The following is a 13,926-nucleotide window of genomic DNA, read 5'->3' on the forward strand; positions in this document are numbered from 1 at the left end:
ACGAAAGGTTAATACAGGGCGTGGCGACGACCTCCGCCCTTGTGACTGACGGTTAAAGCAAGTATGGTCAATAAACGACCGGTGTTAGTCGCCGGTTTAACATGCAAAGGCGTCGCGTGTTCGGGAGGGGCCGGTTTGGCTCTTCACCTTTATCGCCAGTGAGGTTCTCGGACGATAAATTACCGGCGCGACGCTTTATGGAAAAGGGAGGATTGCAATGGCGCGGTATCAGGCGATAACCGTACAAAGCAACCAAACTGCAGGATGTCGGGCGTGTGAGCGCCTGCTGTGGATCGGCGCGTCAAACCCATTCTAGTGTGACTGGGGCCGCAATGACGCGCGGATTGTCTTTAAAGACCTCGATGATTCTGGGAATTGTCGGAGTTACCGTGATCGTAGCGTTGCTGTACGCATTCGACGTACACCGCGATATCGTGCATCTGTTGGAGTGGATGAACCGGCAGGGGCCGGCGGCGGGAGCGATCTTCGTCGCGCTGATGGCTACTGCGGTGGTGGTTTTGGCTCCTGGCGTATTTTTCACTACCGGCGCGGGATTTGTATTCGGCGTCGTCATGGGATCCATTTACGTGATCGTGGGCACGGCGTTGGGTTCCATCGCCGCCTTTGTCATCGCCCGGCGCGGCTTCGGTGAAAAGGCGACGGCGTATGTGCGCTCCCACGCCAAAATCAGACTGATCGATGCGGAAGTCAGTCACCAGGGCTGGAAGCTGGTGATGTTGACCCGGCTTGTGCCTCTCTTTCCTTTCAAAGTGTCCAACTATCTGTTTGGCCTCAGCCGGTTCTCCCTCAAGGACTTCGCCATCGGCAACACGATCGGAATCCTCCCGTACTCCGTGCATAACGTGTATGTCGGCTCGTTGGCGGCGGACGCGCTCAGTGTCTCTGCTGGCGTCGCGCAGCGCAGTCCCTGGCAGTGGGCGATGTATCTGGGCGGATTCGCCGCATTGGCGGTGTTTCTCGTCTATCTGAATCGCATGGCCAAACGGATTCTGGCGACCTATGAGCTGCAGCGGCGGGACGCGCCGCAAGTTCCGCGCGCAACGCATGTGTCGCCTGTGAATGAAGGAGAAGAACGATGCCGTGGATGAAATGGTTGCCCTGGCGTTACATCATTAGCCGCTTCGCCCGCGCACACGGGTTTCTGGACCCGGTGGCGGTGCTGTCGCATTTACACCGGTTTTCCCAGCCCTCGGAGGTGACGGAGCCCATTGAACTGTTGCGGGCGGGCGCGGTGTTTCACGCCCGTGGATTCATTAACAGCCGGGTCATTCAGCACAACCTGGACTGGGTATGGCCGTATTGGATCACCCGTCAGTTTGACCCGGCGGACCCGTCCTTCGTGCCCCGCGCTTTCAGTCTCACTCACGTTAATCTGACCCATCGCAACTGGACCGCGGTGGGGCTGCCGGATTTGCAGGAAACGCCGCTGGTCGATCCTCGCGGGTTGTTGACGCCGTTTTGGGACGGCTGGTCGCTGGACGCCTGGATCGTCACTGCCGATGGCGCCATTCTGACGCCGTCACGCTCGACGAACTCCCGGCAGGAATTACGCACCGGGCCTTTAAGCGTAGTGACGGAAACGGAAGCGCTGGATATGCGTTTGCGCGTCGAGGCGCAAGTGGTCATGCGCGACGGCGCGCCGGTTTGCCTGCTGGACATGACGGGGCATTCCGCTCGCGACGCCTGGCTGGTGTTGGCGTTGCGCCCATACAACCCGGAAGGCGTGCGCTTCATTCATGAAGCGACGCTGAACCCGCAGCGCAATGGTTGGACAGTGGATAATGAGCGCCAGGTGGCGTTCAGTGATCCCGTCGATCGCCATCACGTTTCCGACTATCGACAAGGGGACGTTTATATTCATCTGCGCGACGCCAGGGACCAGGAGTCCGGGGAATGCGATATCGGCATGGTCACCGCCGCCGCCATGTTTACGATCCCCGCAGGCGGCGTCCGCAAGGCGCAGGCGCGGATTCCGCTGCCGGAATCGGCAGATGAGAAGCCGGGCGACTGGCGGGAAAGTCTGAGCGAATGCTGCCGGCTGCAGACCTCGGATGAACAGGTTCAATTTCTTTACGACGCCGCGGTGCGCACCCTGACTCTGCTGTCTCCCGGGGAAGTGTACGCCGGCCCCTACACCTACAAGCGTTTCTGGTTCCGGGACGCGGCGTTCATTATTCACGGCCTGCTGAGTCTGGGGCTGACCCAGCGAGCAGAGCGGGCATTAGATCGTTTCCCCAAACTGCAGGATCTTAACGGCTATTTTCATTCCCAAGCGGGAGAGTGGGATTCCAATGGCGAGGCGATCTGGATCATGCAGCGCTTCTGCGAGCTGACGGGAACCAGACCGAAAAACGCCTGGCGCGACGCCGCCCGCGCCGGCGCGCGCTGGATACTGCGCAAACGCGAGCCCAACGACGGCGCGCCACACGCTGGACTATTGCCGGCCGGATTCAGCGCGGAACATCTGGGCCCCAATGACTATTATTACTGGGATGACTTTTGGGGCGTGGCCGGATTACGCGCCGCAGCGCGCATGATGGATGGCTATGACAAACTGGCGGCGGAAGAATTCGAACGTGAGGCGGAAGTCTTTCAGCAGGCCATCGATGTCAGCCTGCACCGCGCCTCGGAGCGATTGGGTCGACCCGGCATGCCGGCGTCGCCCTATCGACGCCTGGACGCGGGCGCTATTGGATCAGTGGCCGCCGGGTATCCATTGCAGCTCTGTACTGCGGACGATCCCCGCCTGCTGGATACGGTGGAGTTCCTGCTCGCCAACTGTTTTTATAAGGGCGGGTTCTTTCAGGACGTGATTCACTCCGGCGTGAATATCTACCTGACTCTGCACGTAGCGCAGGTGTTGTTGCGCGCCGGGGACCCCCGCTACGAGGCCTTGATGCAGGCGGCGGCGAACCTGGCTTCGCCCACCGGACAATGGCCGGAAGCGGTGCACCCGGCCACCGGAGGAGGTTGTATGGGGGACGGGCAGCACGCCTGGGCGGCGGTGGAATGGATTTTGTTGCTGCGCAATTGTTTCGTGCGGGAAGAAGAGGGCAGGCTGATTTTGGCGTCTGGCGTCCCTCTGCGCTGGCTGGAAGGCGATCAGCCCGTCACCTTTGGACCCACGCCGACCCGTTTTGGGCCGATCAGCGTTAAACTGATCGGCGAGGGCGTCAGCGGCGGGGGTATGGTGCGGGTCAGTTGGGAGGCGGAGTGGTTTGACGCAGCGCCGCTGATGGAAGTGAGTCTTCCGGGCGTTTCACCCATTGAAGCGCCTCAGGAACGTAATTTCGTTGATATCAATCTGGAGGATTCTCGATGAATATCGTCATGGTCACCAACACGTATCTGCCTCATGTGGGCGGCGTGGCCCGGTCGGTGGAGAGCTTTACGCGGGAATATCGGAGACGCGGTCATAAGGTGTTGGTGATTGCGCCGGAGTTTCCCAATCAGCCCCAGGAGGAAGAGGGCGTCATCAGAGTTCCCGCCATTCAGAACTTCAATGGCAGCGACTTTTCCATGGTGCTGCCCATTCCCGGCCTGCTGGGGGACGCACTGGACGCCTTTCAGCCGGATATCGTGCATTCGCACCATCCCTATCTGCTGGGGATGACCGCACTGCGAATCGCCCGGTACAGGGAGGCGCCGCTGGTGTTCACTCATCACACGTTGTATGAGGAGTACACCCATTACGTGCCGGCGGACAGGCCCCTGTTCAAACGTTTCGTAATTGAGCTGGCCACCATCTACGCCAATATGACTGACCGAGTGTTCGCCCCCAGCGACAGCGTCGCCAGCCTGATCCGGGAGCGCGGCGTGCGCATGCCCATCAGCATTGTTCCCACCGGCGTGAAACTGCTGGATTTTCAACGGGGCGAGGGCGGTCTGTTTCGTCATTCCGTGGGCGTCTCTCAGGAGGCGTATGTCATTGGCCATGTGGGGCGTCTGGCGCCGGAAAAGAATTTGAAGTTCCTGGCGGAAGCGGTAGCGGCCTTTATGTTGCTCGATCGTTATGCGCACTTTCTAGTGGTTGGAGAAGGCCCCTCGGAAGTCGAAATTCGCGAGGTTTTTCAACGCTACGGTCTCGCGGACCGACTGCATTTCGCCGGTCAGCTGCAACTGCCTGACCTGGCTGACGCCTATCACGCCATGAATGTGTTTGCGTTCAGCTCGCAAAGTGAAACCCAGGGCATGGTGCTTACTGAGGCGATGGCTGCAGGCGTTCCTGTGGTCGCCCTGGACGGCGCGGGAGTGCGAGAAGTGGTGATAGACCAGGAAAACGGCTACCTGATCAAAGAGCCGTCTATTGTCGACTTTATCGGCGCGCTGCAGCACTTTGGCGCGCAGAGTCGGGTTGAACGCCGGCGTATGCAGGAGTGCGCGCGGCTGACGGCGGAAAGCTTTTCTCTGAGCGCTACTGCTGAGGCAGCCTTGCGGCATTACGAGAGTTTGCAGCGGCTGTCCCATATCTCCGAACCGGAGACGGAAGAACAATGGGAGCGCGTTCTTAATCTCATCAAGGCGGAGTGGAATATCGTCAAAGGCATGGCGGGCGCCGCGGGCGCAGCCATTGTCGGCGGCGGCGTAAGCTCCCAGGAGTGCGAGCAGGACAGGGGCTGAGCCTGTCTTGAAGCCCTGTCGGCGACCTCATTCGCCCTGTTAATAACAGGGCGCAACCCTCTGTCGCCAAAGGATAAAAAACGTCTAAACTTTTCGTTTCGCTATGTTATTCTTAGTCCCTTTCATTCTCCGCTCCTAAGCGCCTGCGGCTGAAATTTCCGTTCATCGCGTGTGGATCATGGCGATGTCCGGGTAACTCTCGAAAGCGAGATGGGACACTCGTTTTGATCAGCGCAAGGCTTCGCCAGTGAGGGCCGCAATACTAATTCGGAGCGACGCATCCCGTTATCCCGTAAGGATAAAGCCGATATGAAGCTGATAAAAAAGGCCAGCCTGCATTTTCAGGAAGGAAACTCCAACAAAGTTTACGAGGTTGAGCTGAGTGAAGTAGCAAGTCGCAAGGACGACCGCTTCCTCGTCAATTTCCGCTATGGCCGTCAAGGCGGCGCGCTGCGCGAAGGCACAAAAACGCCTGCGCCGGTGACGCTGGAAGAGGCGGAAAGGCTGTTCGACAGCGTCGTCGTTTCCAAAACCAACAAAGGCTATTACGACGTCAATAGCGGCGGTCCAGCAGTCTCAGTGAGCAGCGCGGTGGCGAAGCCCGCCATGCCTGAGGGACCGACCAGTCTGTTGGTGAAGTTGCTGGAAAAGCTGCGTCAGGAGTGGGATAGCGGCAAGCGTGCCCGTCTGATATGGCGTTTGGGAGAATTGGGGCGCCCTGAAGCCGGGCAAGAATTGGCGGCGTGCGTCGGCAAAGGCGATTGGCTACAGGACTTCGCGGTGGCCTGGGCGCTGGGACGCACTCGCGCGACAGATTACATGGAAGATCTGCATCGTTTGCAGAACTCGAAAAACAGCACCGTCAGCGCCATGGCCTTGGAGTCGATCCTGGCCCTGACCGATCCCTCGCAAAGGATGACGCTGTTGCAAACGCAATGGAATCAGATGCCGTCGCCATTACAACAGGCGCTGACCTCCGGCGACGACGTGGGCGTGCGACTGCAACTGGAAAACGGTCTGAACGCTGCACCCGCAGGCGCTAATGATCTATTGAAGAACGCTTATCTGCTGGCGTTGCATTATCCCTCTCTTTACGAGGCGTTATACGGCTGGCTTAGTCAGTGCAAACTGGCGCCTGGCGTGTTCAGCGGCGTGCGCTATATCTATAAAGCCGCCGAGTTCCGTCTGGACGCCCGTATGTTCGCCCTGTTGGCGCGGCGTTTTGAAACCAGTCGTGAATTCTTCCAATACCAGTGGGACTGGGCCTGGTTGCCGGGAGTGGGCAGTTTCAAGCCAAAAAGCGAGCTGAAAAAGCCCGAACCCAAAGTCGCCTACTCGAATAAGACCCGCAATTACCTGCGTCGTCGTAGCTGGCGCAGTATCAAGCGCATCGGGCAGGTGGGCGATTTACGCTATGTCGACATGGCCACGGAAATGCTGCTTACCGTTTCGGATGCGGACGCGGGAGAAACCCGCAAAGCGGATATCTATCGCTGGGAGCGTAATGGCCGGCGTTATGAGCACAAGCTGGTCGCGCGTAATTTCTATGATCATTACGCGGGCCTGATTGCGTTCAATCACATTCTACGAGGCGATAGCGCGCATTATAAATTGGCCCCCAGCGGGCGAGCCTGGTTGAAAGTCTCCGACGAGCGCGCGGCGGACGCCCGCGAGGAAGCCTTCTCTCATTTATGGGACCAACGCCCCGACTGCGCGCTGCGCTTAATGTTGGAGAGCCAGTGTGAGCCGGTGCATGAGTTCGCCAGCAAGGTATTGGCTGCGAACACGTCTTTTTGCGCGGACATTGCTGTCTCTGATATTGAGCGTCTACTGCGCAGCCGCTATGAAGCGACGCAGCGATTTGCCTTGCAGTTGGCGCGGACCCGCCTGGACGGCAATATCGAACACGGTTTATTGCTGGCGCTGCTGAACAGCGGTCTGGATGAAGCGCGGGCGTTAGGGATGGAAATTCTTGCGCAAATGCCGCAGACGACCCTGGTCGAAGCGCCCTTACTGGCGGCGTTGTTGCTGGCGCAGTACGAAGAAGTGCGCCGGTTTGCGGCGGACAAGACCGCGCAATATCCCTGGACGGCGGCGGATCAGGCGCAATGCCTGCACACTCTGATTGAGCAAGCGTTGCAAGCGGCCCCTAAATTGCCGCCGGCTCTGGCGCAGGAATCCCATGCAGTATGGCTGGCGGACTTCTGTATCGCCCGCTTCGCCGACGCCTGCCGGGAGTTGTCTCTGCACTTGATCGACCGCCTGCTGGCGGAGCGCAACACGGCGTTGCAACTATTCGGCGCGCGTTTGCTGGTGGCGCATGGCGTCGGTTTTGGCGATATTCCTGAGCGCCTGCTGCAGCACATTATGCAGTCGGAGTCGTCTGCGGTGCGCGCGTGCCAGACTTTGCTGTTAGGCAAACAGCCGGACGCCGAACTGATCAAGCAGGCGGGCGTGCTCGCCCTGCAGTTCTTTGAAGGCGAAGCGGATGATCGCAATGCCGCCGCCGCTATTCTGAAGCGTCTGGCGCTGGCGCAACGGGAATGGGCGGAGGCGATTCTGCATCACTTATTGCCGTATACATTCCGCAGCGAAAAGCAGGACGGTCAGCGGGAAGAGTGGCTGGCGTTTTTCAAAGATGCGCTCAGCGCCGCGTTCGACGCCGTGGACGATAATACTTGCTGGCGCCTGTTGCAGGCGCAATCCACCGGCGCGCAGCAGATAGGCGCGCTGTTGTTGCAGGCGCGCAGTCCATTGCAGTTTAGCGTTCGTCAGTGGGCGCAGTTGGCGAAGCATCCCGATGTAGTGGTGCGTCAGTACGCCTATGACGCCTATGAAGCCAACCCGGATCGTATTCTGGCGGAGATTCGCGACGGATTGCGCATTCTGGACTCTGACTGGGATGACTGCCGCGAGTTCGGCTTCGTCTTCTTCCGCAGCCATTATGAGGAAGCAGGCGAAACCCTGTGGACGCCTGAGCTGGTGGTCTACCTGTGCGACAGCGTGCGGCCGGACGTACAGCGTTATGGTATGGAGCTGCTGCAGCGCTTCTTCCAGGAACAGAATGGCGTTGAGTATCTGTTGAAGCTCAGTCAGCATCCTTCGGCCAATGTGCAGTTTTTCGTCAGCAACTTCCTCAACGAATACGCCGCCGGACATCCAGAGCGCATTCTCAGTCTGCAAGGTTACTTCACCACGGTGCTGTCGCAGGTGAATCGCAGTCGCGTCTGTAAGGATCGCATTCTGGCGTTTTTGTCCGAACAATCGCTGCTCAATGAACAGGTGGCCAATATGGCGGCGGACTTGTTCACCCGCATTTCCCTGACCGTCGTGCACAAAGACAAGGCCTCCCTCATCAAGGCCTTGCTGGATCTGCGTCGTCACTATCCGCAACTGGGAACGCCGCTCAGCGTCAAGCCCGCCGAAGTAAGAGAATATTAAGGAGCCGTTGATGGAGTTTCGTTACCGTTATCACGGACACAGCCGCGTGGACAGCAATGCGGGCAAGACGGATCTGTCCTTCGCCCCGGACAGCCTGCGGCCGCCGACCCACTTCGTCGGCAAACTGAGAAAACATATCGCCTTTCGCGAAGCGATTTCCGCGCTGCATAACGTGGTCATTTCCGACATGCGTTTTCAGCCTAAAGACAAAGAAGAATACAAACGCTGGCTGGCTCAGGAAGAGCAGAACATGCTTGCGGAATTCATGTCCCGCAAAGAATCGCTGCAGACGGAGATTCGCTCTCTGCGCAGCGAGCTGGACGATCTGAACAAGCAGAGCGACAAAGTACTCAAGCCGTATTACGACGCTCAACGCAATTACTTTAACTATCTATACAAGCATGACCTGGACGCCTGGTATGTGCTGGACCCGGTGATCACGGTGCATCCGGACCAGGTATTCTTCGAATGCTTTTCCGAAGATGAATCCAGTTACGGCAAATTGAGCTGCGGTTACGAGGTGTTTGAAACCATCAGCGATACCGCCTGCGGCACCACGAACATCGATTACTCCCAGGGTCTGTATAACGAGTTCCAGAAAATCCGCGATTATCGGGAAACGCTGTTGCAGGTAGACCCTGGCGGCTTTAGCGTGCAGACTGGCGATGACGACCAGTTCGATGAGAAGAAAATCGACTTGCCGGAAAGCTGGGTGCGCGGATTTCTGCAGGTCAGTTCGGCGATGACGTTGCCGATGGTGAAGGTCGAATTGCAGCCCATGGACGTGCATAACCTGTGTTATGTGCTGCGTCGCAAGAAAGAGCGGGTCGGACCGCGGGCGATGCGTTACGAGCTGGAGCCCGGTAAGCCGGTGCGGGTGATATTCGAACCCTGGGGCGAAGAGGTGGTGTGCAGCCGTTCTATCTACCAGGGCCATGAGGCGCGCAGTATTCGTGTGTGGGGGCGTCGTCGCCTGCATATTCTGGAGCGCTTGATTCCTGTTGCGGACAGGTTCGTCGTGCATCTCATGGGTGATGGCCTGCCCAGTTTCTATGTGGCGGAAATGGGAGACCTGACCTTTACCTTGGGTCTGTCCGGCTGGAGCGCCAACGACTGGTCGCGTATGGGTAACTTTGACCTGATGGCGCCGCGAGCGGAAGTGGACGAGATCACGCTGCGCCGCGTCTATCAGGGGCTGCAGGAAAACTGGCTGGAAAGCCCCGGTAGTCTGGCTGTCCGATTGGGTCTTGACGAGACCGTGGTGCAGTCCGCGCTGTCCATTTATAGCCAGCAGGGACAGGTTCTGTTCGATCTGGCGGAAGGGGTTTACCGTATCCGCGAATTGAGTCGCGAGCCGTTGCCGATGACGCAGTTGCGATACGCCAATGAGCGCGAGGAGATGGCGGAGAATTTCAACAAAGCCAATCTAGTGAAACTGAGCGCCGTGGACGTCAACGACGGCGTGCTGTCATTGCAGGGAGAAGTGACCGACAACGCCGTCGCTTACCGACCCAAAGTGTCGATAGACGCCGATCAACGACTGCGTCAGGGTGAATGCCAGTGCCACTTCTATGTGCACAATCGTCTGCGCAAAGGCCCCTGTGAACACATGCTGGCGCTGCGTAAGCAACATCAGATACAGCATCCTTATGTGCTCGCTGGCGCAGAGGAGGCAGGGCGATGAACGCAATTTTTCCTGTTAAATCAACGGCGGGGTTTGCTTGCTCCGCCCAGGTTGTTATACTGCCCGACGGCGGTAGCGCGACAAAACTACCTTGCAATCCGAGCGGTGGATCGCCGTTCTTGCTATTAGACTTATCACGCTTCACTGGCCAGATCTTTACTGGGCCGTACTGCACCACCTATCGCTATTGCGGTTTGGTTTCTACGAAACCAATGAGCGATAGGTGGTGCGTACGGCGTCGAGTTGATCAGTCCAGTTCTGAGAATTCTACGAAGGGAAACCATGTCGCGCTACCGCCTTCTTTTTGCGCCGTTCCGGCGCGCTCCTTTGCGTCCTCGTTATCATTCCCCGCTTCTCGCTCATTATCCGTCATTGTCGGCAATCGATCCGTTTCCGCGCGCGTCGGTCATTGCAGTACGCGGTTGTCATTGGCATTGAGAGGAGGGCGTTGAGATGAGCGAAGAGAAAAAACTGACCCGTCAGGAAATCTACCAACGCATCCGCGAAACCAGCAAGGACGAATATATTCTTTCCGAAATGGTGCGCCTTGGCTTCTGGCCGGATAACTCGGAAAAGCCTTCTTTGTCTGAAGCGTTTATCAAAAAACGCACCGAATTACAGGCGGCGTTGCGGGAGTTGGGACAGCAGCAAATGCTGTACTCCGATCCAGAGAAAGCGCTGAAGGAAATGCATAAGCAGCGCAAGCAGGCGGCGTTGGCGAAGCGGGAAGAGACGCGCCGCAAGCGCAACGAGGAACGCTTCCAGCGGGCGCAGCATTGGCGCGACGTGCAGGCGCATCAGATCACCTATCTCGGTGAGGGCGTGTCAGGGGGGCTGGAGGACGCGACTGCGGACGAAGCGCGTCTGCGCAGCCAGAATCTGCCGGTCATTAACGCCGCAGAAGAGCTGGCTGCCGCGATGGGCGTGACGCTCAACGAATTGCGTTTCCTCGCCTACAACAAAGAGGTGTCCAAGCTCAGCCACTATCAACAGTTCGCCATCGCCAAGAAGACCGGCGGCGTGCGCGAAATTTCCGCTCCCATGCCGCGCATGAAGAGGGCGCAGTACTGGATTCTGGATAATATTCTGGCGCCGCTGTCTCTGCATGAGGCCGCTCATGGTTTTGTCGTCGAGCGCTCCATAGTGTCTAACGCGCAGCCTCATGTAGGTAAAGGCGTGGTCATCAACCTGGACTTGAAAGACTTTTTCCCAACCGTTTCCTATGCGCGCATTAAGGGCGCGTTTCGCCATCTCGGCTACAGCGAACAAGTCGCCACGATACTGGGGCTGCTGTGTTCGCAGCAGAAAGTGCAGGAAGTGGAAATGGACGGCCAGAAATGGTTTGTCAGCGAAGGTGAACGTTTCTTGCCTCAGGGCGCGCCTACCAGTCCGGCGATCAGTAATGTGATCTGCCGGAAACTCGATCGCCGTCTGCAAAGCATGGCTGCCAAACTTGGATTCACCTATACCCGTTACGCGGACGACGTGACCTTCTCCGCTGACGGCAAATCCGACGATGACGTCAAGCGTCTGTTGTGGCGCTGCCGTAGCATCATCAAGGATGAAGGTTTTGTGGTGCACCCGGACAAAACCCGGATCATGCGCAAGCATCGCAGACAGGAAGTCACCGGCGTCGTGGTGAATGACAAGGCTTCGGTGGAAAGAAAACAACTGAAGCGGTTTCGCGCACTGTTGTTTCAAATCGATAGAGACGGTCCCGCTGGAAAATCCTGGGGGCGGGGAGAGCTGTTCGCCGCCATCGATGGATTCGCTAACTATGTGGCGATGGTGAATCCTGAAAAAGGTGTGCCGTTGCAGCAAAAAGTGGCGCAGTTGAAGTTGAAATACGGCGTGAAGGTGAAGCCGTCCCGGGTGTTGGCGTTGAATAAAAAACGCATGCGTCTGAAGGCGGCGAAAGGCGAAGCGCCTCGTGAAGACTGGTGGCAGGCGCAAGCAGTCGCCGCGCCGGAACTGGAGAAGACGGCGGAGCAGGTGAAGGAGGAGCGCAAGGCGGAGAAAGCGGCGCAGCAGGCGCAGGCGACCCCTGTTGCATCTTCTGTAGAGGTCGAACCTACGCAAGCGCCCGCGCCGATAAGCCCGCAACAGCAAGCGCAGCCATCCGCGCCTGGGCCTGAAGGCGAGTCACACGCCAAAACAGGCTGGATCATGCTGGCTCTCGGCATACTCATCTATCTTGCGATGAAGATGCTGGCGTAAGGAAAGAACAGGCGCTTTGGGGCGTGGCGCATGTCCCGAGGCGCCGACTGCAGCAAGCAAAGGGGTAGGTAAAGATGTCCCGACATATAGGCATCGTTGCATGTAGCGCTGAGGGCGCTGCGCTCTGTTATCGCACTATTTGCGCTGAAGCGCCCGCGTTGATGGGAGAGCATCGGCATCCGGAAGTATCGCTACATACGCATCCCGTGGCGGATTACATGCCTTATCTGAATGAGGGCGATTGGCGCGGAGTGGCGGATTTGATGCTGTCGTCCGCCCGCAAGTTGGCGATGATAGGCGCAGACTTCGCCATCTGCCCGGATAACACTATCCATCAGGCGTTTCAGATGGTGCAGGCCGAGTCGCCCATTCCCTGGCTGCATATCGCGGAAACCGTGGCGCAGGCGGCGCAAACGCGAGGCTATCGCAAGCTGGGAATCACCGGTACGCGCTTTCTGATGACCGGGCCGGTCTATCCGCAAGCTTTGAGCAAGTTCAATATCGACAGTCTGATTCCGGATGAGGCGGATCGCGAACTCATTGATCAGGTGATTTTCAATGAGCTGGTGAATGGGGTGTTTAAGGAAGAATCCAGGTTACGTTTCAATGCGGCGATCCAGCGACTGCAAGAGCGCGGTTGCGATGCGGTGGTGCTGGGTTGCACTGAAATTCCTCTGCTGATCGATCCTGATGATTGTCCGTTGCCGACGCTGGACTCCACTCGCTTGCTGGCTCGGGCCGCCCTGATGGAAGCGCTGCGAGCGTGACGCTCCGACGTCAATGATCCTCCAAGATGTGATCTCTCCACATTTCTAATTTAATCGCTCCCTGATAGCATGCGATGACGTCCACCTCATTTTCAGGAAGTCGTCCACCCTTATGAAAAATAAGAAAATAGTCGCAGCCTTTCCTTTACTGTTCTGTTGCCTGACGCTGGCGGGCGTCACGTTCCTGAGCGCCTGCTCTGACTCTTCTCCCGACGCGGGATCTCCGAGTGATGGTGGTGTAGATGCGCAGCCGGACTATAGCGTAGAGAGTGGTGAGGATATCCAGGATGACGCCCTCGACTGGAATCCCGCCGATGATGGCTGGCGCAAAGGGCGATTGTTCGTGGAGCTGAAAATCGAGCAGGAGGCTTCCAGAGTCGAGCACAAAGTGCATCAAGGTTTGAGCGGCCCGGAAACCACGCAAATCGATTGGACATACAGCCTGGTCGCCAACGGCGATCAGGCGGTTTGGATTCGGCCGGATCTGGATAAGCTGATCCCGGACATGGACCCTGAATACGGTCGCGGCAGCTGGGAATCAGAACCCTATATGCCGTTGAATGACGACAGCGAACTGGTCGTGCAGGGCGACGTGAAGGTCAGTCTGTACTTCGACTCGCAAACGCCTGATGCGTCGGATTATGTGCGCACCAGGCGCGAAGTATCTGCATCGGGGAAGGTCACCGGTTTGACCATCAAAACCCTGCAACCCTCGCTGTACGGGCAAGGCTATGAACTCTCCGCGGAATGGGAGCCTTCTTTGAATGTCAGGGATATTACCACGCTTACTGATCGTAAGGGCGCTGATCAGGTGCTGGATGAAAGCGGCTCCAGCAATGAGCCTATCAAGCTGCGCTTATATCCCACACTTAATGCGGACGGCATCAATGACTATCCCCTGGCGAGCAGAGATGATCCGGCAGAAATCAAAGAAGGGATGAAGAAGTTTGAGCAGGAAGTCTGGCAGTCGCTACAGCAACTGGGCGACGCTCCTATGTTGGGTGAGGCGCGCACCGGCCTCATTACCGAACAAAGCAAAGACAGCCTGACCCTGACCTACGAATACAGCGGCGACAAACAAATGCCATACTGGCCCAGCCTGGAAGCCCTGGCCGCCAGACCCGATAAGAAAAACACCATGAGGGTCAGAGTACGGTTGCAGGTGGACTGACCGCT

Annotated in this window: 8 protein-coding genes; all 8 read left to right on the plus strand. The window is 57.9% G+C overall.

The genetic code is table 11. The annotated features are described in order from the left end of the window. The first annotated feature begins 332 nt into the window (after positions 1-332). The 8 genes from EUZ85_RS15180 to EUZ85_RS15215 all read left to right on the plus strand — a co-directional run bounded on the left by EUZ85_RS15180 (position 333) and on the right by EUZ85_RS15215 (position 13,921). Entirely contained in the window at positions 333-1,109 is a 777-nt protein-coding gene (locus EUZ85_RS15180; protein ID WP_127970090.1) for a TVP38/TMEM64 family protein, read from the plus strand. Continuing rightward, entirely contained in the window at positions 1,097-3,343 is a 2,247-nt protein-coding gene (locus EUZ85_RS15185) for a hypothetical protein (RefSeq protein WP_127970091.1), read from the plus strand. Before EUZ85_RS15180 ends, EUZ85_RS15185 begins: the two co-directional genes overlap by 13 nt. After that, a complete protein-coding gene (locus EUZ85_RS15190; RefSeq protein WP_127970092.1) occupies positions 3,340-4,641 on the plus strand; it encodes a glycosyltransferase in 1,302 nt (433 codons plus the stop codon). The genes EUZ85_RS15185 and EUZ85_RS15190 overlap by 4 nt, the downstream gene beginning before the upstream one ends. A 309-nt stretch (positions 4,642-4,950) precedes the next feature. Beyond that, entirely contained in the window at positions 4,951-8,082 is a 3,132-nt protein-coding gene (locus tag EUZ85_RS15195) for a WGR domain-containing protein (protein ID WP_127970093.1), read from the plus strand. A gap of 10 nt (positions 8,083-8,092) precedes the next feature. Beyond that, positions 8,093-9,766 carry an SWIM zinc finger family protein gene (locus EUZ85_RS15200; protein ID WP_127970094.1) on the plus strand — a complete coding sequence of 558 codons (1,674 nt, stop codon included), beginning with the start codon at positions 8,093-8,095 and terminating at the stop codon, positions 9,764-9,766. A 453-nt stretch (positions 9,767-10,219) separates the two neighbouring features. Beyond that, positions 10,220-11,983 (plus strand): reverse transcriptase family protein, encoded by a 1,764-nt coding sequence (locus tag EUZ85_RS15205; RefSeq protein ID WP_127970095.1) that lies wholly within the window; start codon positions 10,220-10,222, stop codon positions 11,981-11,983. A 74-nt stretch (positions 11,984-12,057) separates the two neighbouring features. Continuing rightward, complete coding sequence (locus EUZ85_RS15210) at positions 12,058-12,750, plus strand: aspartate/glutamate racemase family protein (protein ID WP_127970096.1); 693 nt, start codon at positions 12,058-12,060, stop codon at positions 12,748-12,750. Between the two features lie 112 nt (positions 12,751-12,862). Then, positions 12,863-13,921 (plus strand): hypothetical protein, encoded by a 1,059-nt coding sequence (locus EUZ85_RS15215; RefSeq protein WP_127970097.1) that lies wholly within the window; start codon positions 12,863-12,865, stop codon positions 13,919-13,921. Positions 13,922-13,926 lie beyond the last annotated feature (5 nt).

The sequence above is a fragment of the Hahella sp. KA22 genome, assembly GCF_004135205.1.
Classification (GTDB): domain Bacteria; phylum Pseudomonadota; class Gammaproteobacteria; order Pseudomonadales; family Oleiphilaceae; genus Hahella.